Annotated in this window: 23 protein-coding genes and 1 pseudogene; 16 read left to right on the top strand and 8 right to left on the bottom strand. The window is 62.9% G+C overall.

The window, feature by feature from the left end:
- Positions 1-23: 23 nt before the first annotated feature.
- A complete protein-coding gene (locus LL06_RS22760) occupies positions 24-596 on the top strand; it encodes a GNAT family N-acetyltransferase (protein ID WP_035532318.1) in 573 nt (190 codons plus the stop codon).
- A 30-nt stretch (positions 597-626) separates the two neighbouring features.
- Here LL06_RS22760 and LL06_RS22755 read toward each other — a convergent pair whose 3' ends face one another.
- From LL06_RS22755 to LL06_RS22740, 4 genes are all read right to left on the bottom strand, one after another.
- Positions 627-914: a hypothetical protein gene (locus LL06_RS22755; protein ID WP_052161844.1), complete on the bottom strand. Its 288-nt coding sequence runs from the start codon at positions 912-914 to the stop codon at positions 627-629.
- A 2-nt stretch (positions 915-916) separates the two neighbouring features.
- Complete coding sequence (locus LL06_RS22750) at positions 917-1,300, bottom strand: hypothetical protein (protein ID WP_035532312.1); 384 nt, start codon at positions 1,298-1,300, stop codon at positions 917-919.
- A 5-nt stretch (positions 1,301-1,305) separates the two neighbouring features.
- Complete coding sequence (locus LL06_RS22745) at positions 1,306-1,857, bottom strand: invasion associated locus B family protein (RefSeq protein WP_035532310.1); 552 nt, start codon at positions 1,855-1,857, stop codon at positions 1,306-1,308.
- Positions 1,858-2,151: 294 nt separating this feature from the next.
- The gene (locus LL06_RS22740) at positions 2,152-2,988 is read right to left on the bottom strand and encodes an amidohydrolase (protein WP_035532307.1); all 837 of its coding nucleotides are present in this window, start codon (positions 2,986-2,988) and stop codon (positions 2,152-2,154) included.
- Between the two features lie 141 nt (positions 2,989-3,129).
- On the opposite strand from LL06_RS22740, the pseudogene LL06_RS28360 reads away from it, so the two are divergent.
- The 8 genes and pseudogenes from LL06_RS28360 to LL06_RS26595 all read left to right on the top strand — a co-directional run.
- Positions 3,130-3,383: pseudogene (locus LL06_RS28360) on the top strand (dehydratase); the annotation flags it as partial.
- Between the two features lie 46 nt (positions 3,384-3,429).
- A complete protein-coding gene (locus LL06_RS22735) occupies positions 3,430-4,164 on the top strand; it encodes an SDR family oxidoreductase (protein WP_035532304.1) in 735 nt (244 codons plus the stop codon).
- A gap of 146 nt (positions 4,165-4,310) precedes the next feature.
- Complete coding sequence (locus LL06_RS22730) at positions 4,311-5,150, top strand: fumarylacetoacetate hydrolase family protein (RefSeq protein WP_035532303.1); 840 nt, start codon at positions 4,311-4,313, stop codon at positions 5,148-5,150.
- 254 nt (positions 5,151-5,404) lie between these two features.
- Positions 5,405-6,961, top strand: coding sequence for a Gfo/Idh/MocA family oxidoreductase (locus LL06_RS22725; protein ID WP_035532300.1), 1,557 nt, complete (start codon positions 5,405-5,407; stop codon positions 6,959-6,961).
- Entirely contained in the window at positions 6,958-8,007 is a 1,050-nt protein-coding gene (locus LL06_RS26600; RefSeq protein WP_052161843.1) for a glycosyltransferase family 2 protein, read from the top strand. The genes LL06_RS22725 and LL06_RS26600 overlap by 4 nt, the downstream gene beginning before the upstream one ends.
- Positions 8,007-9,920 carry an asparagine synthase (glutamine-hydrolyzing) gene (gene asnB / locus LL06_RS22715; protein WP_035532297.1) on the top strand — a complete coding sequence of 638 codons (1,914 nt, stop codon included), beginning with the start codon at positions 8,007-8,009 and terminating at the stop codon, positions 9,918-9,920. Before LL06_RS26600 ends, asnB begins: the two co-directional genes overlap by 1 nt.
- Positions 9,904-11,466: a hypothetical protein gene (locus LL06_RS27750; RefSeq protein WP_035532296.1), complete on the top strand. Its 1,563-nt coding sequence runs from the start codon at positions 9,904-9,906 to the stop codon at positions 11,464-11,466. The genes asnB and LL06_RS27750 overlap by 17 nt, the downstream gene beginning before the upstream one ends.
- The gene (locus LL06_RS26595) at positions 11,463-12,638 is read left to right on the top strand and encodes a DegT/DnrJ/EryC1/StrS family aminotransferase (RefSeq protein ID WP_052161842.1); all 1,176 of its coding nucleotides are present in this window, start codon (positions 11,463-11,465) and stop codon (positions 12,636-12,638) included. The genes LL06_RS27750 and LL06_RS26595 overlap by 4 nt, the downstream gene beginning before the upstream one ends.
- An 85-nt stretch (positions 12,639-12,723) precedes the next feature.
- Here LL06_RS26595 and LL06_RS27085 read toward each other — a convergent pair whose 3' ends face one another.
- From LL06_RS27085 to LL06_RS22690, 3 genes are read right to left on the bottom strand one after another with little or no spacing between them, the layout of a single operon-like run.
- Positions 12,724-13,488, bottom strand: coding sequence for a class I SAM-dependent methyltransferase (locus LL06_RS27085; protein ID WP_081964148.1), 765 nt, complete (start codon positions 13,486-13,488; stop codon positions 12,724-12,726).
- 13 nt (positions 13,489-13,501) lie between these two features.
- Positions 13,502-14,326 carry a formyltransferase family protein gene (locus LL06_RS22695; RefSeq protein ID WP_161785012.1) on the bottom strand — a complete coding sequence of 275 codons (825 nt, stop codon included), beginning with the start codon at positions 14,324-14,326 and terminating at the stop codon, positions 13,502-13,504.
- Positions 14,323-15,267 (bottom strand): GNAT family N-acetyltransferase, encoded by a 945-nt coding sequence (locus LL06_RS22690; RefSeq protein WP_035532289.1) that lies wholly within the window; start codon positions 15,265-15,267, stop codon positions 14,323-14,325. Before LL06_RS22690 ends, LL06_RS22695 begins: the two co-directional genes overlap by 4 nt.
- A 358-nt stretch (positions 15,268-15,625) precedes the next feature.
- Here LL06_RS22690 and LL06_RS22685 point away from each other — a divergent pair, with 358 nt between their 5' ends.
- The 3 genes from LL06_RS22685 to LL06_RS26590 all read left to right on the top strand — a co-directional run bounded on the left by LL06_RS22685 (position 15,626) and on the right by LL06_RS26590 (position 19,272).
- Complete coding sequence (locus LL06_RS22685; protein WP_152599733.1) at positions 15,626-16,615, top strand: lysylphosphatidylglycerol synthase transmembrane domain-containing protein; 990 nt, start codon at positions 15,626-15,628, stop codon at positions 16,613-16,615.
- The gene (locus tag LL06_RS22680) at positions 16,599-17,909 is read left to right on the top strand and encodes a hypothetical protein (protein WP_035532284.1); all 1,311 of its coding nucleotides are present in this window, start codon (positions 16,599-16,601) and stop codon (positions 17,907-17,909) included. The genes LL06_RS22685 and LL06_RS22680 overlap by 17 nt, the downstream gene beginning before the upstream one ends.
- A gap of 310 nt (positions 17,910-18,219) precedes the next feature.
- The gene (locus tag LL06_RS26590; protein WP_161785011.1) at positions 18,220-19,272 is read left to right on the top strand and encodes a DUF2793 domain-containing protein; all 1,053 of its coding nucleotides are present in this window, start codon (positions 18,220-18,222) and stop codon (positions 19,270-19,272) included.
- 59 nt (positions 19,273-19,331) lie between these two features.
- Here the strand turns inward: LL06_RS26590 and LL06_RS22670 are convergent, their stop codons facing one another.
- The gene (locus LL06_RS22670) at positions 19,332-21,317 is read right to left on the bottom strand and encodes a hypothetical protein (protein ID WP_035532282.1); all 1,986 of its coding nucleotides are present in this window, start codon (positions 21,315-21,317) and stop codon (positions 19,332-19,334) included.
- Positions 21,318-21,816: 499 nt separating this feature from the next.
- On the opposite strand from LL06_RS22670, the gene LL06_RS22665 reads away from it, so the two are divergent.
- The 4 genes from LL06_RS22665 (at position 21,817) to hisH (ending at position 26,372) form a co-directional block, all read left to right on the top strand.
- A complete protein-coding gene (locus tag LL06_RS22665) occupies positions 21,817-23,166 on the top strand; it encodes a nucleotide sugar dehydrogenase (protein ID WP_081964145.1) in 1,350 nt (449 codons plus the stop codon).
- A gap of 79 nt (positions 23,167-23,245) precedes the next feature.
- On the top strand, positions 23,246-24,388 hold the full coding sequence (locus LL06_RS22660) for a DegT/DnrJ/EryC1/StrS family aminotransferase (RefSeq protein WP_035532279.1): 1,143 nt from the start codon (positions 23,246-23,248) through the stop codon (positions 24,386-24,388).
- A gap of 215 nt (positions 24,389-24,603) precedes the next feature.
- Positions 24,604-25,761, top strand: coding sequence for an N-acetyl sugar amidotransferase (locus LL06_RS22655; protein ID WP_035532276.1), 1,158 nt, complete (start codon positions 24,604-24,606; stop codon positions 25,759-25,761).
- Positions 25,758-26,372 (top strand): imidazole glycerol phosphate synthase subunit HisH, encoded by a 615-nt coding sequence (gene hisH, locus LL06_RS22650; RefSeq protein ID WP_035532273.1) that lies wholly within the window; start codon positions 25,758-25,760, stop codon positions 26,370-26,372. The genes LL06_RS22655 and hisH overlap by 4 nt, the downstream gene beginning before the upstream one ends.
- The last annotated feature ends 2 nt before the right edge of the window (positions 26,373-26,374 follow it).

Genomic DNA, 26,374 nt, shown 5'->3' with positions numbered 1-26,374 from the left:
GCGCGGCGTTGCCCGGAACGGCCATGACCGTCGCCCGGCTTTCCGGCCCTTCCGACACGGAGGACCGGGCGGTCTCCCGGCCCGGCCTCCCGCACTATTCCCTTGCCGCGGCTGCGGGCCTCACCTTCCGCCCGGTGACTACGGAGGACATGGGCTTCCTGTTCCGCCTCTACGCCTCCACCCGCGCCGACGAACTGGCGCCGCTGCCCTGGAGCAGTGAGCAGAAGTCGGCGTTTCTCGCCATGCAGTTCGAGGCCCAGCACAGCCATTATCTCAAGCACTATCCGGACGCCCTGTGGCTGGTCATCGAACGGGATGGCGCGCCGCTGGGGCGGCTTTATCTCGAACACTGGACGAGCCAGCACCGCATCATCGACATCGCGCTGATGCCGGCGGCGCGCGGGCAGGGGCTGGGGTCAGCGCTGCTGCGCGACATCCTCGACGAGGCGGGCCGCCGCGCGCGGGCGGTCAGCATCCATGTCGAGAAGGAAAATCCGGCGATGCGGCTCTACAAGCGCCTGGGCTTCGAGACGGTCGAGGACAAGGGCGTCTACGACCTGCTCCAGTGGCATCCGCCGGCGGCGGCGACGCCCTGAGGGACGTCTCGCCAGCGCCCTTGCGGGGGATCAGGTGAACACCGCCTGGTACTGGATGCCCCCGTCGGCCCGCCCGACCGGCACGATGAACAGCTCGATCTCGCCCAGCGCATCATTGGAGATGGCATAGATGCCTTGCGGCAGGACGGCGCCGTCGCCGGACTGCCACAGCAGCGAGAACGCCCCGCCGGCCCGCTCGCCCTTGCCCGTGCGCTGCACCTCGATCAGCCGCAGCGACAGGGGCGGTTCCACTGAAGTCAGCGTGAAGGCCTGATCCCGAAGCGGCTCGAAATGCGCGGCGGTCAGCTCGGCGATCATGGTCACTGCTCCTGTTTGGGGACGCGGAAGATCCGCAAGGGTTTGAGAAAGCGAGCGGGGCCCTGCGCATCTGCGGCCTTCGGCTCGGGCGCGGCCTTCTGGCTGATCAGCGCGCCGCGGCGGATCTCGTGGAACGTCGCCTCGATCAGCCGGTCGAACCCGCCCTGATACATGCCCGACAGGAAGGCGATCGTGTTGGCCGCTTCGCCGCCGAACTGCCAGGTGCAATCGTCGAACCGGCATCCCGACATCGCCGGGATCTCGCCGCCGGAATAGATCATCGCGCATCTTGAAAACACGCAGTCCCGGAACGAGGATCCGTCCAGCGCGACGCTCTTGGCGAAGAAGCTCCGGTTCCTGAATTCGCCCCTGATCTCGTCGCTCATCGCTGTTAGCTGGCGGTCAGTTTTTCATAGGCGGTTGAAAAACCGGCCAGGCTGATAGGCACCGAGAAGCTCTGCCCGGAGACGGACTGGAAATTGAACGTGATCGTGGTGCCGGCCTTCAGCTCGGCCAGCAGCTCGTCGCTGATCGGCAGGTTCGAAAACGCCCCCTGCGGATTGCTGGTCTGGACCGGAACGGTGAACGCCTCCTTGTCGTCGACCGCCACTGCCACGCCCTTGAGAAAATCGACGCCGTGCGGCAAGGCCAGCGTCAGGGTGTGATTGGGGGAATCCTTTTGTGGGCGGATGACGACCGTCAGCAGCCTCTGGTTGGATTCCTGGACCACGACATTCTGCATCATCTGGCACACGAGCGGCGCCTCGGCGGTTTCGCCCGCGCCGCAATTGACCGCCCAGTTGCTTTTCGCCGCCTCGGCGGTGGCCGAGGGCCTGTCGGTGGTCTGCGCCAGGGCGCCTGGCGCCGGCAGGGCCAGGCCCGCAGCCAGGAGCGTTGCAAGAAACGCGGCGCGGCCACCGGTGACGATTTCTGCAAAGGTCAAAGTAAAACTCCATGGTCAATGATATTGCTAACGGTCTATGAAGGGATTTATCGCACCGCTGCCAGTATCTGGCAAGTCCATTGGTCCCGATGGCGCGGTGAAAAACCCGGCATGAGCCGCCCGTTGCAGGCGCGCGAAGACTGCGCTTGCCTGTGCTGGCCGGAGCTGCGGCCCCGCCTGTTTTCCGTGCGAAGCGGCCCAGGTCCGGACCTGGGCCCGATCCCGTCGACGCGGCAGCCCCGCGCGGGGAGGGCCGGCATCAGCCGCCGGTGCGCCGCAAGCTTCGGTTGAGCCTCAAAGGCTCCAGATCCGTCTGGCGTTGCCCGACAGCAGCTTCCGCTTCTCCTCGTCGCTTGCGCCTTCCAGAACCGCATGGGTGGCCGCCACCCAGGCTGACAGGCTGCCGCCCTGCGTGCAGACCGGCCAGTCGCTGCCCCAGACCACCCGGTCCCAGCCGAAGCAGGAAATCGTGTGCTCGATCCAGGGGCGCAGGGTCTCGGCGATCCAGCTCTCGGGATCGGCATAGGCGACGACGCCGGAAATCTTGGCGGTGACGTTGCCGCGTCTGGCGATCTCGCGCATGTGGCTCCGCCAGGGCTCCTGCGCGTCGCCCTTGATGTCGGGAACGCCGCAATGGTCGAGGATGAAATGCACATCCGGCGCCAGATCGACGAGCGCGATCGCCAGCGGCAACTGCCGCGCCAGCACGCACAGATCGAAGGTCAGGCAGGTGCCCGACAGGCGCTGGATGTTGTCGCGGAACAGCGGCCTCTCGGACAGATCGTCGGGCATGACGTGGAGCAGGCGGCGAAACCCCTTGACCAGCGGATTGTCCCGCTGCCGCTCGAGATAGGCGGGAAAACCCGGGTCCTCGGGGCGGCAGGCGGCGATCGCCCCGACAATCAGGCTGCCCGGCAGGCGGGCCAGGCCGCCGACATAGACGGTCTCGTCCTCGATCAGCTCCGTCGCGACATCGACTTCCATGTGCAGGGTCTGGGAGATCCCGGCCCGGCGGGCTTCGAGCGCATAGCTCTGATAGGTCCATTGCCGGTCAAGCGCGGGCACGCGGGCAAGCCAGGGATAGGCGAGCACGGACGGCTCGACGACATGCAGATGGGTGTCGATGATCATGGCTTCCTCCTTGACGACGGCTCCTCACAATCCGGCGGGAGGGATACTCCCACAGGAAATTAGATTGTTCAAATAAGAACTTATGTCAGGCCTCGCGTGCCGGCGCCCGCCGGTTCCGCCGGCCGCCGCGCGGTCCGCGCCCGCATCGCCCACGGCGCCATGGTGTTCCCTCGGCGCCGGGCTGAGGGCGAACATCACCAATCCGGTTGTTTTTTGCTATGGTTATGATCGCCTGCGTTTTGTAAGACCGTGCGCATCGGCGACACGATCCACACCCGCGCCGCCATCGCCGCCAAGGAGGAGGATCCGAAGCGGGGCACAGGGGCCGGGGGATCGAGCGCACCGAGGGGATCCACCGGAAAGGTGAGGTGGTGCTTGCCGCCCGCCGCATCTAGAGTGTCGAACGCAAACCCGCCTGAGCGGAGCTATGGGAGAGAGAAAATGGCAGACTGGGTCAAAGACAAGACCGTCCTCGTAACCGCCGCGGGCCAGGGCATCGGCCGGGCAACGGCGCTCGCCTTCGCCGCCCACGGCGCCCGGGTGATCGCCACCGACATCAACGAGAAGACCCTGTCCGAACTGGCGGGCGAGACCGGCATCGCCACCCGCAGGCTCGATGTCCTGGATGGCGCCGATGTCACTGCGGCGGTCGACGCCGTCGGCGATGTCGACGTGCTGTTCAACGGTGCGGGCTTTGTCCATGCGGGTTCCATCCTCGACATGAAGGACGAGGAGTTCGACTTCGCCATGGATCTCAATGTCCGCTCGATGGTCCGCACCATCCGCGCCGTGCTGCCCTCGATGCTCAGGCGCGGCGGCGGGGCGATCATCAACATGTCCTCGGTCGCAAGCTCGATCAAGGGCGTGCCCAACCGCTTCGCCTACGCCACCTCCAAGGCGGCCGTGATCGGCCTCACCAAATCGGTGGCCGCCGATTACATCGCCCAGGGAATCCGCTGCAACGCCATCTGCCCCGGCACTGTCGAGAGCCCGTCGCTGCAGGACCGGATGCGCGCCATGGGCGATTACGAAACCGCCCGCGCCGCCTTTATCGCGCGCCAGCCGATGGGCCGCATCGGCCTGCCCGAGGAAATCGCCGATCTGGCGGTGCATCTCGCCAACGCCACCTTCACCACCGGCCAGGCCTACGCCATCGACGGCGGCTGGTCGATCTGAGCGGCGCCGGTCGGGCGGCCTCCCGAGCGCCGCCGGACCGGGTTTCTCAATCGACAGGAAACGGCTATCAATCGGTCCACGTAATTTTTGCGCCCAGCCGTGACGGACGCGGCTGGAGCGACCACCAGGACACAAGGAAGAGACCCATGAAACTGCTTCGCATCGGCGCTCCCGGCCAGGAAAAACCCGCCATTCTCGATGCCGCCGGCAAGGCCCGCGACCTGTCCTCGGTGGTGAGCGACATCGCCGGCGATACGCTGACGCCTGAAGGCCTGGCCCGGATCGCCGCCATCGACCCCGAGAGCCTGCCGGAGCTCGACGGCGGCCGCATCGGCGCCTGCGTCGGCAAGATCGGCAAGTTCATCTGCATCGGCCTCAATTATTCCGACCATGCCGCCGAGACCGGCGCGCAAGTCCCCAAGGAGCCTGTGATCTTCATGAAGGCCACCAGCGCCATATGCGGCCCCAACGACACGGTGCTGATCCCGCGCAACTCGGTCAAGACCGACTGGGAGGTCGAGCTCGGCGTCGTCATCGGCAAGGGCGGCGTCTATATCGACGAGGCCGACGCCATGGACCATGTCGCGGGCTACTGCGTCATCAACGATGTCTCCGAGCGCGAATTCCAGAACGAGCGCGCCGGCACCTGGGACAAGGGCAAGGGCTGCGACACGTTCGGCCCGATCGGCCCCTGGCTCGTCACCCGCGACGAAGTGGCAGACCCGCAGAACCTCCATCTCTGGCTCGAGGTCGACGGCCACCGCTTCCAGGACGGTTCCACCAAGACCATGGTCTTTGGCGTCCGGCATCTGGTGAGCTATGTGAGCCAGTTCATGAGCCTGCAGCCCGGAGACGTGATCTCGACCGGCACGCCTCCCGGCGTCGGCATGGGCCAGAAGCCGCAAACCTACCTCAAGGGCGGCGAGACCATCGAGCTCGGCATCGAGGGCCTGGGCCAGCAGCGCCAGACCATCGGCAAGGCCTGAGGCGTCCCCGCCCGCGGACACCGACGCCCGCCAGCGGACTCCGGCCTCCGGGCTCGCTTCCTGCCTGGCGGGAATGCCGGGCGAAAGGCGGGCCAGCGCACCGTGCTTCCCGAGGGTTTCCGGCGACATGAGCCTGTCGCCGGGCCTTGCAGTCTTCCCGTGCCTCCGTTATCGGTCGTGGTCACAGGTGGGGCAGGGCCATGCGCCGGCTCGAACACGTGCCGCCACAGTATCTGGGTTCAGGGAGACAGTGAATGAATACGAGCGATATGCGCCTGGCCGTTGCCGGTTGCGGTGGCTGGGGCAAGAATATTGTCAAGAACATCGCAGCGCTCGGTGTCCTGCGCGCCATCAGTGACGCCCATCCCGCAACCGCCGCCCAGTTCAGCGCCGAGTATGGCGTCCCCGCCCTGTCGCTCGACGAGATCGCCGCCAGCTCCGAGATCGATGCGGTCTGCATCGCCGTGCCGGCGGAACTGCACCTGCCGGTGGCGGCCCAGATGCTTGAAGCGGGCAAGCACGTCTTCGTCGAAAAGCCCCTGGCGCTTTCGGTGGCCGACGGCGAGAAACTGGCGGCGATCGCCAGCAAGGCCGGCCGCGTGCTGATGGTTGGCCACCTGCTGCAGTACCATCCGGTGTTCAAGGCGCTGCTCGCGCTCGTCAAGGCCGGGGACATCGGCACGCCACGCTACGTCTATTCCAACCGCATGAGTCTCGGAAAGATCCGCCAGGAGGAGAATGTGCTGTGGAGCTTCGCGCCCCACGACATTTCCATGGTTCTGGCGCTGGCGGGCGAGGCGCCCAACCGGGTTCTGGCGACGGGCACGGCTGCCCATGTCACCCCGCATCTCGTCGATTTCGCCACCACCCATCTGGGCTTTCCCAGCGGGCTCGAAGCCCACATCCTGGTGTCCTGGCTCAACCCGTTCAAGGAACAGCGCCTCGTCGTCGTCGGCGACAAGGGCATGGCGGTGTTCGACGATGTCCGTCCCTGGGCCGAGAAGCTCGAGATCTTCGACAGCAAGGTCGACTGGGTCGACGGCCGCCCGGTCGCCTCCAAGGGCGCGTCCCGCTTCGTTGATGTCCCCCAGGCCGAGCCGCTGCGCGAGGAATGCCGCCATTTCATCGAGGCAGCCGCCGCCAACCGGCCCGCGCTCACCGACGCCGCCGAGGGACTTCGGGTGCTCAGCGTGCTCGAACAGGCCGAGACCCAGCTCCGCGCCAAGCTCGGCACGACACCCAAGCCCGATTACTTCGTGCACGAGACGGCCATTGTCGATGACGGCGTCACCATCGGCGCCAATTCCAAGATCTGGCATTTCAGCCATGTCCTTTCCGGCAGCGTCATCGGCGGCGACACCATTGTCGGCCAGAATGTCGTCATCGGCCCGTCGGTGACCGTCGGCACCAATTGCAAGATCCAGAACAATGTCAGCCTCTACAACGGCGTCGAGCTTGAGGATGACGTGTTCTGCGGCCCGTCCTGCGTGTTCACCAACGTCAAGACGCCGCGCGCCCATGTCAGCCGCAAGCACGAGTTCCTCAAGACGTTGGTCAAGCGCGGCGCCACCATCGGCGCCAACGCCACCATCATCTGCGGCAACACGCTGGGCGAATACTGCATGATCGGCTCCGGCTCGACGGTCACCAAGGACGTGCCGCCGCATGCGCTCTGGCTGGGCTCGCCCGCCAAGCCCTTCGGCTGGGTTTCGCGCCGCGGCGCCCGGCTGGGCGACGATCTGGTCTGTCCCGAATCCGGCGAGCGCTACGAGCATGACCCCGCCACCGGTGGCTTGAAGCTGATTTCATGACCGAAATCTCGCTCATCATCCCGGCCTACAACGAATCCGCGATCATCCAGAACACCGTTCGCGAACTTGATGCCTTCATGAATCGCGACATGCCCGGCCGCAGCTTCGAGATCATCGTCGTCGATGACGGCTCCACCGATGGCATGGGCGCCAAGCTCGATGCGCTCGACATGCTCAACCTCAGGGTCGAGCGGCACCCGCGCAACCGCGGCCGCGGCGCCGGCGTGCGCACCGGTTTCGCAGCGGCCCGGGGCGAGTATGTGGTGACGCTCGATTCGGACCTGTCCTATTCGCCCGACCACATTCCGCGCATGCTGGCGCCGCTCGAGCAGGGCACGGCCGACATCGTGCTGGCCTCGGCCTATCATCCCGATGGCGTGGTCAGGAACGTGCCCTGGATGCGCGCCAAGCTCTCCTACTACGGCAACAAGGTCTTGAGCGCCGGCGTGCGCGGCCAGTTGCACACGCTCACCTGCATCGTCCGGGCCTACCGCCGCGAGGTGGTCAAGCGGCTCGAACTGGTCAGCGACGGCAAGGACCTTCACATCGAGATCATCCAGAAGGCCAATCTGTTCGGCTACCGTCTCACAGAGATCCCGGCCACGCTCGACTGGCGCGACAAGTCCCGCGCCAAGCGGGTGGGCAAGGGCAGTTCCTTCCCGCTGTTCGCGCTGTCGGGAACCATCGCCTCGCATCTCGTCTACAATTACGTCCTGCGTCCCGGCGCCATGCTGTTCCTGCCGGTGGCGGCCCTGTCGCTGATCATCCTCATAGGCTCCGCCACGCTTCTGGGCAGTTGGATCCTCCGCACCATCGAACTGATGGACCAGGGCTTCTTCGTGGCCGTCTATGCCGGCCTGCGCGGCGCCCTTCTGAACGGCAGCCTGACCATGGCCCTGACCGCCGGCAGCGCGGTCGTGCTGCTGGTGTTCTTCGCCTTCTATTTCCAGTCGCTGCAAAGCAAGAAGCAGTTTGAGGAACTCTATCTGCTGATGTCGCGGATGAATGACCGGATCAAGGATCTCGAACGGGACAAGTCCGACTGATGTGCGGCATCTGCGGCAGCCATGGCCCGGATGCATCGGCCGATGCCGTGGCCATCATGCTGCGCCACATGGAGCACCGCGGACCGGATGGCGAAGGCAACTGGCAGGAGCCGGGAATCGTGCTCGGTCACCGGCGGCTGGCGATCGTCGACCTGTCCGAGCGCGGTCGCCAGCCGATGATCTCGTCCGACGGTCGCATCGCCATCTCGGTTAATGGCGAAATCTACAATTATGCCGAACTGCGCCGCGAGCTGGAGCGGCACGGCCATGTGTTCGTTTCCGACTGCGACAGCGAAACCGTCATCCATGCCTGGCGGCAGTGGGGGGAGGACAGCTTCCGCCGCTTCAACGGCATGTTCGCCATCGCGCTCTGGGATGCCGAGAGCCAGGCGCTTCACCTTGTCCGCGACCGGATGGGGATCAAGCCGATCTATTACTGGCGGAACGGCGGCCGGACGCTGTTCGCCTCCGACATGCGCGCCATCGTCGCCGCCAGCGGCCGGCGCGAGTGGCCGATCTCGGCATCGGGGTTGTCGCACTATCTGACCTATGAGAACCGCTTCGGCGCCGAGACCATGCTCGAAGGCATAGCCATGGTCGAGCCGGGGCACCGGATCCGGATCGACGGCGATGGCGTCACGGACGTCTGTTTTGCCGATCCCAGCCTTCATGACACCGTGGAGATGTCCTTTCCCGAGTCTGTATCCGGCTTCAGGACGGCCTTCGGCGCCGCGGTCGACCGGCACCTGATGAGCGACGTGCCGCTGGCATCCTATCTGAGCGCAGGCATCGACAGCGGCATGGTCACCTTGGCCGCGGCCGACCGGCTGGCAGACGAGCACGGTCCGACCGCCTTCACCGGAACCTTCGACGCCGGCGACTGGTATGACGAAGCCTCGGGAGCTGCGATGGTCGCCCAGTCGCGCAACCTGCCGCATCGGCAGGTATCCATCAACGCGGAGGATTTCCGAACCCATTTTGACGATCTGGTGTTCGCGCTGGAAGAGCCGCGCATGGGCACCGGCGCGCTGCCCCAGTATCTGGTCGCCAGGGACGTGGCGAAGACCCACAAGGTGGTGCTGACCGGCCATGGCGGCGACGAGCTGTTCTCGGGCTACCCGGTGTTCAAATATGTCCTGCTGGCGCAGACCCTGCGGCGCGACCCGGCCGCCTTTTTCAAGGCGCTCCGGTCGCTGCGGCTTTCGGAACTGCCGCATATCGTCTATTTCACGCTGGCCGGGATGAGTGGCCGGGAGCGGCCATTCCTGCCGCGCCTGTTCTCGCAGGCCCTCAGCCAGCGCCTGCTGCGCAAGTCCGTGAGTTCCGCGCTGGCGGCTTCCCCTTCCGCGGCCGCCGAGCCGGGGTCGGGCACCGCGTTCGACCGGCTGATGCGGCAATATCTGCGCGATTACCTGCCCGGGCTGCTGGTTGTCGAGGACAAGGTGTCGATGGCGCATTCGCTGGAATCGCGCACGCCGTTTCTCGACAACGAACTGGTGGCCTATGCCCTGTCGCTGCCGGTCGCGGTCAAGCTCGACGGCGGCGTGCTGAAGGCCGTGCCGCGGGCGGCGGCGCGGGGCGTGTTGCCCGAGGCGCTGTTCGCCCTGCCCAAGCGCGGCTTTCCGAACCCGCTTGGCGCCTGGCTGCGCGGGCCGCTGTCGGGCTGGCTGCGCGCGCGCCTCTGCGGCAAGGACAGCGCGCTCGCCTCGCTGGTCGAAACCCGGGCGCTGTCGGCCCATGTCGAGCGCTATCTCGGCTCCTGGCGAAGGCGCATCCGTCCGCTCGACGAGATCGCCACGCACCGGATCTGGATGCTGCTGTGCCTGGAGAGCTGGATGCGGCAATATGAGGAACGCCTGGGCGTGAAACTGGTCCCGCCCGGCACGGGAGCGGCCAATGCTCAGGCTTCTTGATGCAAGATTTGCGGGCAATGCCTATGCGATAGAGATCGACGCCGCGCTGCCGCGCATCCTGGCGCTGGCCGACCGCGATCCGCTCAGCCTGACGCGCGGTTTCGGCGACCGGCGGTTCTGGGCCTGGAAACTCGCCGATTTCGCCAACGGCACGCTTCAGGGACCCGTGAACGGCCTGAGCAGGCTGCTCGAGATCGGCGCCTTCGGGCCGCGGGTCGATCCGGAACGGATCCGGACCCTGATAGGGTCCATGCTCGAGGCCACGCCGCGGCTGATGCGCCTTGACGGCAGCTTCGAGGAAGCGCTTCCCTACGAGCAGTCCTACTGCGTGACCGCGCTGGTTCTCTACGACCACCTCTGTGCCGTCGAGCGTCTGGCAGGCCCCGACGATGCCTGGGCCAGGGAGCAATCAGCGGCGCTTGCGCCCGCGGCCGCGTTCCTGGTTCGCCGCGATGAAACCCATGGCTTCATTTCCAACCATCTGGCCACCGCCGCCGCCGCGCTGCTGCGCTGGGACCGGTTACACGGCGATGCAGCCGCGCGGGCCAAGGCTGAAGAGCTGATCTCCCGCATTCTCGACCGGAAGTCTCCCGAAGGCTGGTTCGAGGAATATGGCGGCGCCGATCCGGGCTACCAGACCCTGTGCATGACCCATCTCGCAGACGCGGCCGAAATCCTGGAGTCGCCACCTCTGTGGGAGGCGCTCGATCGCGGCGCCCGCTTCCTTTGCCATTTCGCCCATCCCGACGGCTCCTTCGGCGGCATCTATGGCAGCCGGGCGACGCGGATCTATTATCCCGCCGCGATGGAGCTGCTTGCGAGCCGCTTCGCCCAGGCCGGCGCGCTGGCCTGTTGGATGCGTCCGGCGATCGCCCGCCAGGCGCCGGTCACGCTGTCGGCCATCGACACGCCGAACTTGCCGCCGGTGTTCAACAATTACTGCCAGGCGCTGGCCGTGGCGCCGGGCGTCGATCCCTCCGTACCGCCGTCGCCGGCCGAGCCGGGGCGGCACTATTTACCGGAGGCTGGATTGCTGGCCGACATCGGCCCGACCCACCACAGCGTGATTTCAACCCGCAAGGCGGTGATCTGCCACTGGCGGGACGCGCATATGGTGCTGAACGACACCGGCCTCGTTCTCAAGAGCGCCAGCGGCAAGCACCTGACCAGCCAGGGTGATCCGGCGACGACCGCGGAACTCACCGGAGAGCGTCTCGTGCTCAGGGGAGGGCTCACCGAGCGTTCGATGCCGCTCCCCAATCCCTACAATGTCCTGATCCTGCGTCTGCTCTCCGTTTCGGTGATGCGCATTCCCGCCATCGGCGCCCTGGTGAAGAAGCTGATTGCCGGATTGCTCGTCAGGTCCGGGGGGCGTGCCGCCGGCCGCTTCTCGCGCACGATCGAACTCGGGCCGGCGCTCGCCGTGACGGACCGCTGGGAGCCGGCTCACCTCGAGCGCGTGTCCGTGGAGGAGCCGTTCTCCGTCATCCACATGGCGAGTTCGGGCTACTGGCAGCGCGGCGACACCGAAGGACCACAGCGATGATCCCGAGACTTCGTCCCGCCATCGGCCTTGCGGATATCGGCGCGGCGTTTCGGGCCCGAAGCTCGGTCGCCGACTTTGAGCGCGCCTTTGCCGCCACCATGGAGCAGGCGCACGCGATCGCCTTTCCCTATGGCCGCACCGCGCAGATGCTGCTGATGGAGGCGCTCGATCTCAAGGGCCGCGAGGTCATCCTGCCGGCCTATACCTGCGTGGTGGTGGCTCACGCCATCGTGCTGGCGGGCGCAAGGCCCGTCTTTGTCGACAGCGAGGCCGGCGGTTTCAACATGGATCTCGACAAGGCCGAGGCGGCGATCACCGCCGAGACCGGCGCGATCATCGCCACCTCGATCCACGGCTACCCCGTCGATCTCGACCGGCTGGATGCGCTTTGCGCCCGCCATCCGCAGGTCACCGTCATCCAGGACTGTGCCCATTCCTTCGCCGCCGAATGGAAGGGCCGCCCTTTGCAGAAGCACGGTCGCGCGGCGATTTTCGGCCTCAACATCTCCAAGCTGATGACCTCGATCTTCGGCGGCATGATTACCACCGACGACGCCGACCTGGCCGCGCGCCTGCGGCAGGTGCGCGACGTGCGGCTGGAAGCCGGCGGCCGCGGACTGTCCCGGGCGCTCTATCTTGCCGCCGCGACAACGGCGCTGGCGCCGCCGGTCTTCACCCTTGTCAAGCGCATCTCCGACCTCGGCCTGATCGACCGCTTCGTGCGCTATTACGACGAAACGCTGATCGACATGCCCGGCGATCACCTGGTGCAGATCGGCCGCGCCGAGGCGAGCGTCGGCGTGCGCCAATGCATGGCCTATCGCGGCATCATCGACCGGCGCCGGCGCATCGCCGCCGTCTATGACGAGGCCCTGGCAGAGGTGCTGCCGGACGCCCGCCCGCCTCTTGTCGAGGGCGCGACCTATTCCCATTATGTGCTGCGCGTGGCCGATCCGGACCGCATGGTGAAGGCCGCCGCGCGGCACGGGATTGAGCTTGGGCGGCTGATCGACTATTGCGTTCCGGACATGCCGGCCTACAAAACACTCACGGCTGGCCAGGGGCCCTTCGACCGGACCCGGCAGTTGAACGACCGCGTCCTCAACCTGCCGGTCTGGGTGGACGAGACGCAGGCCCGGCGGGTCGTCGAGGTGATCAAGGACATTGCATGACCAGTGAGACCAAGCCATCCGATGCTAGCACGGTCCGCAAAGGCCCGACCGTGGATCTTGCGCCCGTGGTTTACCGCCGCCTCAATCAAGCCGGTTTGCGGTAGCGGAATTTCGTCACCAGATTGATGTCGAGCGAGGGTAGGATGGGAAATGGATACATCGATAAAGTCTCGCGCTCGAAATAGCTGTCCAACCCCAGCAGGATTGAGTCGGCGAAATTGGGATGCTCCCAGCAGATGATCTTGTCATAATCGATCGTCGTGTTTTTAAGCACCCATCGGCGTGAGGTCAGGTACCTGCCGACACCCCAGGCCAAACCGCCTTCGTTGGGAATTGCGCCCACAAACAGGCCGCCGGGTTTCAAGACCCGGGCATATTCGGCAAGATGGTCATCCAGAGGGTTCAGGTGTTCCAGTGAGTAGAAGCTGATCAAGACGTCAAAGCTGTTGTCCGGCAGCGGCAGCTTGCGGGCCCGGCTGTCCAGATGCACCGCCTTGAACGGACAATCGACCCTGGTGGCCGTCATTGCCAAGAATTCTTGCGAAACGTCGACGGCAGTAAAGGCAGCAGGCATGCCGTTCCAGAAATGGCGATGGGGCATGCTGCCAGGGCCGATTTCGGCGACATGCATGCCATTCAGATCAACGTCGCGCAGAACGGCATAACCGGCATCATTGATCGTTTTGCCGACCCCGCCTTTTTGGGTGGATTCGTACAGGTCAAAAAACCGCGATTCATACTCGATCCATGAGGGGTCCGACGTATCGATGACCGACCCGTGACGATCACGGTCTCCGAATAGGGACCTTCTCAGGAATTTCGGTAAGGTGCGTGCATAGCAATGAGGCATGTCTATCCGATTTCTATTCCGAACACGATCCGTTCCGCCATGCACGGACCAGGTCTTGTAAGCGGATAATACGGCCACCGGACTTGAAAAAATTCTTCATGACATTCTCGTCCGGCGCCCGGTTGTAGCTAGGTTCTTTGGGCTCCACTGTAAACACATTCCTGGAGTTGGCATCTGCCAGTCCATCCAGGGCACGAATGAGCGATTCGGGATAAGCATGCATGACTTCGTAGTGCGTTTGGACCATGCTGTGCGTCTGGTCTGGGCCGAGCTTGTACTGGTGCAGTATTTCGCCCTCATCTATGCGGCGATCGATGCTGTGCAGTGTCACGCCTTGCTGCTCCCGCTTCATAAAGACGTAGATATAGGGGAAGAGACCCTTGTTGTTCGGCAACAGCGACGGATGTTGATTTATCATGCCCAGCCGGGCGGTCTTTATCACGGAGTCGGGGACGATCTCCGGAACCATGATGGTAACCGTGTCCGGGCCTTCAGTCTGTAAGTACGACACGAGATCAGGATCCTTGACGGAGCCAAAACGGAAAAAAGAAATCCGGTGAAGATCTGCCAGATCAGCGAAACTCTGCGGCCTTCCGTACAGTTTCGAGGCCAGGCGCGATACCATTGCGAACACGGCCAACTTCAGAAAGTTCCACGGCCCGAACCGGGACAGGTACCACCGATAGGCGGGCATATCTGACTTGCCGATCGACGGAGAATAGGACGTCGTCACCAGACCTACGACGGTGAAGCCGGCTTCCTTCAGCCTTGGGATCGTTCTGGTCCAGCATGGCAATGCCCAGATGGCGTCGTCAGCACAAAGAATGATCAATCTCATCCCGACACCACCCACGGAACGACGACCGGCATGAGCATTTTCGCCACCGGGACCGGCAAGAATGAAAACGCCTTGCGCGGCCACATGTAAGAGGAGTTCAGATCCACAATGCTGGGGTTCTTCAGCGTCGAATACTTGTAGACCGGCATATCCACCGCACCCCATTTCAACTTGAAGCGGAGCAAAGCGTCGTCCGACAGCGGGGTCGAGCCAAAGTCAAAATAATCATAACCGGCGGAAAAGGCATGTTTTATGGCGGCATCGACCAGAATGGTGCCAATACTGACATTGTCGACCTGGGCTCTGGCGCCCCAATTGTAATGCAGGACATTGCCGTCGCGCAGGAGGAACATTCCACCGACAATCCTGCTATCCTGTTTCGCAACGAGCAACTGACCGAAATCCTGAGAAAACAGCCTGCGATACAAATCAAAGGGCTGGAAAAGCATCTTATGTTCGCGAACGTATTGACGTGCCAGGACCTGATAGAAGCCGCGGAGGTCATCTTCCGTTTCTGCGAACATCATCTCAATACGGTTGCGCTCGGCCTTGTTGTATTCCGTATTCAGGTTCTTAACGTGATGCCGCTTGTATTTCTCTTTGTGTTGCGTGCAGCCCCGCAAACTGAGCACCGGGTTGTGGGCTATATGAATTCCTCCCCCCAATCCCGCATCACCCAACACGCTGATCGAAAAATTCACGCCGCTTTCCTGGGAAATGCTCCTCAGAGCCTCCCATTGGCCGGCCGACCAGCGGTCGCGCAACTGTTCAGCTGTCTCATAAAACCCCATCGGCAAGTTGAACGCCATCTTCCGTGCCAAGGGATTGACCGACCGGAAAAAGCCACTGTCCTCGATTCCTTCATGGGCGTAGGCCGTCAAACCATAGACATCGCTTAGGATATCGAGGAACTCTTGTTTTCTGACGAGGTCGAACCTCATGCGTTAGTCCCTTCGGCCATCGCCAGCGCAATCTCCGCTGGGACCGGAGATGCTTGCCTCAGCACGTGCCTTCACCTAAAACCCCGTCAGCGATGGAGCCTTTCAGATGCATCGAGCCGAGGGCAATCTGGGTGGGGCATATCTTGAATCTCCTTGTTCATCAATTCACCGCTCCTGCAATCCACCAAACCGAACTCGTTTTTATAGACCGGTTACGGCTTATCCGCTAACACTCGGAAAGGCGCCTACCACGTAGCATTTTCTCGCTCTCTGCATGTCATGATCCTGGTGACATGAGCGCTGAGTTTTCAGGGTAAACTGCGAGCAGAGGGCCGCGGTGTTTCGGTGGTACTCAAATTTGGCAATTAAGAAATACATGGTGCTTAATGTAATCACATTTGCGCTGGTTGTCGCATTGATTATCTTTTACGTAATACCAGAATGGCCAGAAGAAATAGTAATCAGTCATGGTCTGTTTTCCGTACTGGTCACATTTCCACTGGCATGGATTGGAATTGTTGTCGCCGGGTGGCGTGTTTCGATTCTTTCTGGAAGCGGCGTAACATTGCGAAACGGAGTGGCCGTTCAGTCTGTTGCGCAGTTGGTTACTCTTCTGATACCAAGCCGCCTCTCGGAGGTCGCAAAGCCGGTGGGGCTCAACCTTGTCAGCGCCCTTCCCTTCAGTCGAGGGTTCACGGTCCTTGCGATCGAGCGTATTTTTGACGCAGTTTTTCTTGCCGGGCTCGCCTTTGCCGCGGTCGCGATTTTGACAGGGCAGCAACGGGAAACCGTGCAGTCAAGTGGTCTGGTCCTCGCGGGGATCGCTGTGACCGGGTTGCTCGTCATCGGCGTGGTTCTTGCCCGCCCTGCTATTCTTGAAAGACTTTCCGACAGGATGCCGGCGGAGTGGTTGCGGGTCCAGTTGGAGCACGTTGCCGGAGCCGTCTCTCGCCTGGCAAGCCTCCGAACCACTTCCGTTGCGATCGGGCTCTCCGCCATCTCTTGGTTGGCCGCTTACCTGATATTTGTGGTGTTTTTTTTCGTTCTTGGAACCGGCGGGCTGACACTCGGCCAGGTCCTGGTCGTCTTCGTCGCCAGCACTCTTGGCCTAATTATCTCTGTGGCGCCGGGCGGGTTGGGCACTTTCGAAGGTGCAATAGCCCTGTCCTTGGCGGCCTTCGGCCTTCCCATGGCAACGGCCATCGCAATGGCCCTTCTGCTGCGCCTGTGTCTTGTCATTCCCGTCATCGCCATCGCCAGCTGGTTTCTGATATCTGGCGACCTGAGTCTTTCGCGCATCCTGGCGCGTCTGCGGGACTGGAGGGGGCGGAATGACCGGGGCGAGTGAGATCGATCCGCGCCGGCGGTGGACGCTCGACTGCGGCGCACGCTACTGGCCAGACGGGCATGCGGCGATCGCCGCGCTGCCGGTTCCCGTCGCCGACACAGACCCCGGCGCGGAACCGGCGCTGCGCCATGTCGCCTTGCCGGACTGGGCGGACGACCTCGGCGTCGACGGGCGGCTCCTCGTCTTCGCCTGCGCCCTGTCTCCCGCCGACGGCCGGCCCGAGTGGCAAGGCTGCGACTGGATCGCCACTGCCTTTCATATGCTGGCGGGCTCGCCCGAGCGCGCCCATGAGAGTGCAAGTGGCCCCGTGCTCTCCTATTCGTTCCGGCTGCCGCGCGCGCTCGACCCGCTCCACCAGCGCGCCTGGGTCAACCGGATCTTCCTGTTCCTCAGGCGCTGGGCGGCGCACGAGGCGGGCCTGCCCGAGGAGGCCCTCTTCGGTCCATTGCCGCAGGCGCAGATCCGGCTCACCCACGACGTCGACGCCCTCAAGCTGACGCCGGAAATCCGGCTCAAGCAGACCGTCTTCCAGATGGCCAACGCGGCGCGGGCGATGGCGCGGGGCGATGGCCGCCTGACCCGCATCCGGCTTTCTGATGCCCGCCGCTATGCCTTTTCCGCGGGCGATTTCCAGACCTTCGCGCGGGTGCGCGCCATGGAGAGTGCAGCCGGACTGCGCAGCACGCTGCACTTTTACAGTGGCCTGCCCGGCCTGAGACGAGGCTCGCCGCACCGGATCCTGATCGATCCGGCCTATGACATCGGCTCAGAGCTGATGCGCGGCGAACTGCGTGCCTTTGCGGAGGGCGGATGGACCGTCGGATTGCATCAGTCTTTCGGCGCCTGGGACGATGCCGGCCCGATGCTGCCGGAGAAAGCCCGCCTCGAGCGCGCGCTGGGCGGTCCGGTTCGCCATTGCCGGCAGCACTGGTTGCACTTTTCCTGGGCCCGGACCTGGGCCGCGCAGGCGGCGGCGGGCCTCGAGTGTGATTCCACCCTCGGCTTCAATGACCGGCCCGGCTTCCGCGGATCCCATGCGCTCACGGTCAGGCCGTGGGACATGGCGGCCGGAAGGGCGCTTGCGATCGACACCGTCCCGATGCTGTTCATGGATTCCCATTTCTACGACTATGCCAGCGGCGGGCGCGCGGACCCCGAGACTGCGATGCGCCCCTGGCTCCAGGAAGTGCGCGCCGTCGGCGGTGAGGTCACGGTCAACTGGCATACGCACACGATCACGGACGTCTATGGCTGGGGATCGGGGTTTGAATCCCTGCTGGGGCTCTTGTCCTGACAGATTGTTCGTGCGGGGCGCTTGGGTCTTGCCGGCTCAAGAACGATGCTTGGAATGGGGATGAATCTTGCCGTCATCCCCGCTTTATGTCGGTCATCGGACGGGCAGGAGATCCCGGCGATCTCCACCTGAAGCCGTCAGCGCCGAGCCGGATTTCCCTGCTGCCTGAACAAGTTGCCAAGCCTCCCGGGCACCGTCAGGTCCGATTGGACCGAAGCTGCGTTTTTTTTCTTCGGCCGGAAAAACGCGGATTGTTTTCCGCATGCTTCCGCATGGGGTGAAACTGGTGGTCCCAAAGCGCGAGGACCCCATGGACACGACCCCCAATCTCTCATTGCCGTTGATCGCAGCCGCTCAGGCGCAAAAACACGTCACCCACAACGAGGCGCTTGCCGCGCTCGATGCCCTGGTTCAGCTCTCGGTCGCCGACCGGACCCGGACCCTTCCCCCGGCTGATCCGTCGGAGGGTGCCCGTCATATTGTCGGCGCGCTCGCGTCAGCGGAATGGGCGGGATGGGACGGCTCGATCGCGCTGCACTCGGCGGGCGCCTGGCTGCGTCTGGCGCCGCGCCCGGGCTGGCTTGCCTGGGTCGCCGAGGAAGCCATCCTGGTGCTGTGGGACGGCACCGGCTGGCAATCCCGCGATATTTTTGCAAGCCCGCTGATGCTCGGCGTCAACGCCGTTGCCGATACCTCAAACCGGCTGGCGGTCAAGGCCGACGGAATCCTGTTTTCCCACGATGATGTGACGCCGGGCAGCGGCAGTCTTCGTCTGGCCGCTAACAAGGCTTCGCCTGCCGACACCGCGAGCATGCTGTTCAAGACCGGCTGGTCCGGCCGCGCCGAGATCGGCCTTTGCGGCGGGGACGGGTTTTCGATCAAGGTCAGTGCTGACGGGACGGCATGGACGGAGGCGCTGCTGATCGACCCCGCCACCGGCGCCGTGTCATTGCCCGCGACGCCGGCGGCGATCAGGGTGCTGACGGCCGAGGACACATCTGCAACATTGATGCCCGACATGGTCTACACCGACCAGGCTTTCGCCATCACGTCGCGCAATGACTTTGGCGGCGCCGCCTGGGACGGAAGCCTGTTCACGGTGCCCGAGGATGGAACTTATGATTTCAGTGTGGCTCTTTCGGTGAATGGAATGCCGAGCGCAGCGTCGACCTATTTCCTCAGGAACGGTACGGCTTTGGTGGGGTTCAGTGAGATTTCCGGAGTCCCCAGCCAGAATACGATTGCGTCGCGCGCGGTCATGACCCTGGCCGCGGGCGATACGATCGCCGTGCGGATGCGGCACAACGCCGGTTCGGGACAATTGGGTCTCACAGGCGCGCTTTACAGCGTCATCCAGTTGTAAGCTGCCATAAAAGCTGCTTCGCACAGATCCACGCGGGCCGACCGAACGGGCGCCGAGTTCTATTTCAGATAGTCCTTGGCCGAAAAGATCCGGACATGATCGTTGGCGTAGACCGGTTCGATCGAGTGGGTCTGGACGAGATCGTCTGATTGGCCTTTGTGCATCACGAAATAATCGACCCCGAACGTCTCGTGCATCCGTCGCAGCGGCGCCCGGGATTCGGCATAAAACAGTTCCCTGGCTTGCGTGCACATCGCGCCGATCTGGAGCTTGGCCTCCTCGTCGCGCTGGGGCAGCAGTCCCGTCAGATCCATCCCCAGCGTCTGTCCGATCTCCTGGCCGCGGCGGAACACCCGAAAGTCCGACACATAGCCCCATCCCGTCATGTACCATTCCCGCGGCGTGCCGATGGAACTGCGTTCGGAAAAGTCCCTCCACCCATAGTTCAGACACGGATCCACCATGAACAGCGCGGTCTTGTCCGTGGATTGCTGGGCCCATTCCTGCGCCCGGTAGAACGAGCGCGCGAAATCCATGTCGCCCTGAAGGGTGCTGTTGTGCCTCAGCCAGGCGAAGGCGCCCGAAAGGAACACCAGGCTGAAAGCAAGAGCCACGACCAGGGACCTCAAGGGCAGGAGCCTGTGCGCCACCGGCACTTTGAGGCCAATGTAGCAGGCCGCGGCCACGAGAACCGCCCAGGCCGAGTTGAACAGCGGGTTCGAGCCTCCGGGGAAGCGCCACCAGACCAGTTGCGTGATCAGGAAAAACAGGCCCATGGCCAATACCGGCAGGGCAAGGTCTGACCTGGCTTTGCGCTGGGACAGGCTCTGGACAAGGAACAGCGCCGCGGCGGCAAAGGCGAGAAAATAGGATGGTTGCGTCCTCGGAAACAGTGCCGCCAGCACAAAGCCGATAAAGATCGAGAACCACAGCCATTCCTTCCCGCGCCATGTCTGGTAGATGGCGAGACAGATCAGAAACGGCGAAAGCTGGACCATGAAATCGCTGGCACGGATGAGGCAGAGCTTGATCAGGAAGGCCGAGCGCAGATCGATCGAGATGTAGATTCCCCAGGCGGTGAGCCCGGCAAGGACGATGAAACCGGAGAGAAATGCGGACTTGGCCCTGTGCGGCAAGCCGGATTTCAGACCGGCGATCAGGGCCATGGTCAAGACCGCGAAGAAGGGCACCAGACCCGTGTCCTGATCAAAAGATATCAGCCCGGTGACCGCCGGGTACCAGTGATACTGCTGGATGCGGGAATAGGCGATGAACACGTCGTCTGGAATGTTCGGGACGCCTGCGGCGCCGCCCATGTTCAACTGGAAGACCGCCCAATAGGCCGCAAACAGCGCAACGCAGACGCCGCTCGCCACCGACCTGACAGTGAGGTCAGTCCGGATGTTGGCGAGAACCGCCGCACCGATGAAAACGCAAGGCATCATCGCCTTTATCGGATGCACGGCGAAAGCGGCAATCAGTGCCAGGGTGACGAAGACCCATTTTCCGCGCAGATAGGCTGCGAGCGAGACGAACGCCAGAGCGTCGGCGTAGCCATAGAATTGTCCGTGGAAGAAGGGCGCCCCGAAGTTCGACAGATTGGGCTTGATGACATTGCCGGACACCAGAACCGTGACCAGCCATCCACCGACAAACAGCCGTTTCAGCCGGTCCTCCCGGCTTGGTTCACCAGCCACCGACGCGGCAAGGGAGTGCCACAGGACCGTTGCTCCGGCAATCACCGACAGGATTTCCAGCCAGATTCCGCCGGTCATCAGGTCTATGTTGGACAGGCCGGTGAGCTGCTTCAAGGGAATGTAAAGTTGTGTCAGGATGGAATTGTCGGTTGTCGAATAGCTCCCGCCGGGAAAGTCCCGCGCGAAATTGAGCGGCTCCAGGGCGTGCGCCAGATACTCGACGACGGAAAATCCGCGAAGGGCCACCACGTAAGGCAGGTTGAAGAAATAGGTGTGGCCGATCCCGGCCAGAAGAAAGACGGCAAGGAAATATCCGAGAGCGAGTGCCCGGCCTGTCTTCAGAATCAACGGACTTGCCTCGTCAGCGAGCGGGTCTGGCGTGGTCCCTGTTCCGGCCTTCGTCATTTCACTCATGTCGTTACCAGTATCGTTTCCGGATCATCGAGGGTGCGCCATTGTCAACGGCGGTGGACTGCGACTACGAGGGAACCACTTTGTGCGGGGGAGGCGGCCGAGGAAATACGCTATATCGGGTGTTCAGGCGGCGAGCAACACCGGCCGGCCGCGGGGAAGGCGGGTCGGTGGACTTGGCGGGGTTTCTGTCGTGCCGGAAGGTTTCTCGCCAGCGGCAGGATTTGCTCAGCGGCTCGATGATCCGAGAGGAAAACGTCACTCCCTGTCGGGGGCGGGCTTTCTCACTCAAATTGTATCGACCTTCTCCAGGAGCACCGGAAATGCTTCTTGAGATCATATAAAAGCGCCGTGCTCTGCGCTTGCTCTTGCATAAGGTAAAGGATATTGGAGGCTGTAATTTCAGTTGGCTTAAGAGACCGCAAGGAGAGTTCGCGTGGAAACGAGAACGACAGACACGATTACGGATATCCTCAAACGGATTGAAACCCGGGATTTCAAGGTCGGCGTCGTTGGCTTGGGGTATGTCGGAATTCCGTTGGTCCTCGTTGCCGTGCAGAAGGGTTTTTCGGTCCTCGGATTCGACATTGACGCCCAGCGGGTGGAGAACCTCAACGCCGGCCTGAGCTCGATCAAGCACATTTCCAATGACAGCATTCGCAAGGCGCGGGATTCGGGAAAATTCGAAGCCACAAATGATGTCTCGAGATTGGGTGAGGCCGACGCCATCCTCATCGCCGTGCCCACGCCGCTGAGCAAGTATCGCGAACCGGATCTTTCCTTTGTGGTCAAGACAACCGAGGCGATTGCCAAGACCCTGCGCAAGGGACAACTGATCGTGCTCGAATCCACCACCTATCCCGGCACAACCCAGGAGATCATGCGTCCGATCTTCGAGGCGACCGGCCTGAAGAGCGGCGAGGATTTCTATCTCGCCTTTTCGCCCGAGCGCGAAGACCCCGGCAATCCGGATTTCGGCACGGCCACGATCCCCAAAGTTGTGGGCGGCGATGGCGCGGATGCGCTGGCATTGGCCGATGCGCTGTACTCGCACCTCGTCGTCAAGACCGTGCCGGTGTCGTCCACCGCGACCGCCGAAGCGGTGAAGCTGACCGAAAACATTTTCCGGTCCGTCAACATCGCCTTGGTCAATGAGCTCAAGATCGTCTATGAAGCCATGGGCGTCGACATCTGGGAAGTCATCGAGGCAGCCAAGACCAAGCCGTTCGGATTCATGCCATTCTATCCCGGGCCGGGACTGGGCGGGCACTGCATTCCTATCGATCCCTTCTACCTGACCTGGAAGGCGCGGGAATTCGACATTTCCACGCGGTTCATCGAACTGGCCGGTCAGATCAACACCCGCATGCCCTATCTCGTTGTCGACAAGCTCGCCGCGGCGCTGGACAGCCGCCTGGGAGTTGGATTGACGCGTGCGCGTATCCTGCTGCTCGGGATCGCCTACAAGAAAAACGTCGACGACATGCGCGAAAGCCCGTCCCTGAAACTGATCGAACTGATCGAAGGGCGCGGCGCGACCGTGGACTACCACGATCCCTTTATCGATGTGATACCGGTCACACGCGAACATGCGCCGCTTGCGGGGCGTCGCTCCGTGGCACTGACGGCAAGCAACCTTGCAGATTATGACGGCGTGCTGATCGCGACCGACCATGACAATGTCGACTACGCTCTGGTTGCCGAGCACAGCAAGGTGCTGATCGACACCCGGAATGCGGTGGCCAAGGCGGGCATTGTTGCCGGAGACAATATCTTCAAGGCCTGACCATGGCTGTTCCCGACACATTTCAGAAATGGCCGCAGGTGCACTGAGGCTGGACCGAGGCAATCAAGGAAGCCCTCCCATGAAAATTGAATTCATCGATCTCAAGGCTCAGCGCGAATACATCGGCGATCGCATGGACACGGCCATTCTGGCGGCGGTGAACGAAGGCAAGTACATCCACGGCCCCCAGGTGCGCGAATTTGAAGGCAAGCTCGCGGAGTTCTGCGGCGCCAAACATGCGATCGGCTGCGCGAACGGCACCGATGCTCTCGAACTGTGCCTGATGGCCTTGGACCTGCGGCCGGGCGAGGCGGTGATCTGCCCCAGTTTCACCTTCGCCGCCACGGCCGAAGTGGTTGCAGGGCTGGGCGCGACGCCGGTTTTCGCCGAGATCGACGAGGCCACCTTCAACATCGATCCCAAGGGGCTCGAAGCTGCCCTCGAGACGGCCAAGCGGGAAGGGCTCAAGGTCAGGGCCTTGATCGCCGTCGACCTTTTCGGCCAGCCCTCCGATTACGAGCCTATCGAAGCCTTCTGCCGGGCCAACGGCATTGTCCTGATCGCCGATTCGGCCCAGGGATTCGGCAGCCGGTATCGCGGCCGCGTCGCCGGCTCCATCGGCGACATGGCGACCACCAGCTTCTTTCCGGCCAAGCCGCTGGGATGTTACGGCGATGGCGGCGCGATCCTGACGCCCAATGACGAGTACAACGAGGTGATCCGCTCCCTGCACGTTCACGGCAAGGGCACGGACAAGTATGACAATGTGCGCATCGGCGTGAACTCGCGACTCGATACGCTCCAGGCTGCGATCCTGCTCGAAAAGATCGCGATCTTCGCCGAGGAGATCGACAAGCGCCAGGTCGTCGCCGACCGGTACGCTGCCGGTCTCGCCGGCGTGGTCAGGACTCCGATGGTGCTGGACGGCTGCGTTTCCACCTGGGCGCAATATGTTGTCCGGGTGCCCGCGGACAAGCGCGATGCCATGATTGACGGCCTCAAGGCGCAATCGGTTCCCACAGCCATCTACTATCCCAAGCCCCTGCACGAGCAGACGGCTTACAAGAACTTCCCGGTGAGCGGAAACGGGCTGCCGATTTCCGAACGGGCAGCGCAGCAGGTGATTGCATTGCCGATGCATCCCTACCTCGATGAGGCAACGCAGGATTACATCATCGACGCGGTTCGCGCCGTGGCGACGGAGCTCGGCGTAGCCGTTTGACAGTTGAACGTCGGTCAAGGCTGCGGATGTTCTCAACCGGATACAGGCTCCGCAGAATAGCGGCGCCGACATTTGAGTTGGATTGACATGCACCACCCATATGGCTAGTCATCAGGTCCGAAATGGGCGGGCATGATTGTTAGTCATTGGAGCCTGTGTTTTGGTTTCCCCGAACCCATCAACAGCTTGCAGATCAAAATTGTGAAGGTCTTTGGATGACTTCCTACGCCAACAACTCTAAGCGTCCCTATCAGATATGCACCAATTGCATCATGGATACATCGGACTCCAAGATCAGCTTCGATTCGAACGGGGTGTGCGAGTATTGCAACAACTACCGCACCAACATTCTCCCCAACTGGCACACGGATGAGCGCGGCGCGCGGTTCATCGCCTCCGAAGTCGAGAAGATCAAGAAGGCCGGCGAAGGCAAGCCCCATGACTGCATCATCGGCATAAGCGGCGGCGTCGACAGCTCCTACCTGGTCCACTTGGCCAAAACCGTTTTCGGCCTGCGCCCGCTCCTCTTCCATGTCGATGCGGGATGGAATTCGCAGCAGGCCGTGCACAACATCGAATGCCTGGTGGACAAGCTGGGCCTCGACCTGCACACCGAGGTGGTCAATTGGCAGGAAATGCGCGATCTGCAACTGTCCTATTTCAAGGCTGGTGTGCCCCATCTCGACACGCCGCAGGACCATGCATTTTTCGCCGGACTGTATAACTTTGCGGCGAAGAACGGGGTGAAGCACATTCTCACCGGCGCCAATTATTCGACTGAGTGTGTGCGCGAGCCGCTCGAATGGCACTATCATGCCTCCGACCGGCGCAACATGCTGGACATTCACAGAAAATTTGGCACACGGCCGCTGAAGTCTTTTCCGACGACCGATATTTTCACCTACAAGATTTATTATTTCTTCTTCAAGGGCATGAGGGTGGTCAAGCCGCTCAACCACGTTCCCTACATCAAGGAAGACGCGATCGACCTGCTGGTCAATGAGTATGGCTGGCAGCGCTATGCGCACAAGCACTACGAGTCGCGCTTCACCCGGTTCTACGAGGGCTACTGGTTGCCCAAGAAGTTCGGCTACGACAAGCGCCGCGCGCATTATTCGAGCCTGATCCTGACCGGCCAGGTGACGCGGGAAGAGGCGCTGAAGGTTCTGGCGACCGATCCCTATACGCCCGAAGACGTGGCGCGGGACATGGAGTTCGTGGCCAACAAGCTCGGGATCACGGTCGAGGAGTTGCAGGGCTACATGAAGCTGCCCAACAAGACCTACCGCGATTACGCCAACGCCATGACCTTCATCGATCTGGGCACCAAGGTGTACAGGGCGCTTGGTCTGCAACGGTCCGTGATGCGATGATCGGCGTTGTCGACTATGGCCTCGGGAACGTTCAGGCCTTCTTGACCGCCTACCGGCGCATGAACATCCCGGCCTATGCCGCCAAGACCCCGGACGAGTTGTCCAAGGCGTCGAAGGTCATCCTTCCCGGTGTCGGCTCGTTCGACCACGCGATGGACCTCCTCAATCAGTCAGGATTGAAAGACCCGCTGCTTGCCCAGGCCAAATCCGGCGACGTGCCGATCCTGGGTGTGTGCGTCGGCATGCAGATCCTGGCGGACGGAAGCGACGAGGGGGTCGCGCCGGGGCTCGGCCTGGTTCCGGGACGGGTCAGGACCCTGGTGTCGCTGTCCAATTCATCGCAGCTGCCGATGCCGCACATGGGATGGAACGATGTCCAGCCCGTGGAGGACATGCCCCTGTTTGCCGGGTTGGAAGACGCACCGCGGTTTTACTTCCTACATTCCTATTTCTACGACTGCGCCCATGAGACGGATGTGGCGGCGCATGTGACCTATGGCCAGGCATTCACCTGCGCGGTGCGGCGCGACAATGTGTTCGGCGTGCAGTTTCATCCTGAAAAGAGCCATGATTTCGGCTCGCGCCTGCTGCGCAACTTTGCGGAACTTTGACA

This window comes from Hoeflea sp. BAL378 (assembly GCF_000759435.1).
GTDB lineage: Bacteria > Pseudomonadota > Alphaproteobacteria > Rhizobiales > Rhizobiaceae > Hoeflea.
The sequence above is the reverse complement of the archived record's forward strand: the minus strand, read 5'-3'. Positions and strand labels throughout refer to the sequence as shown.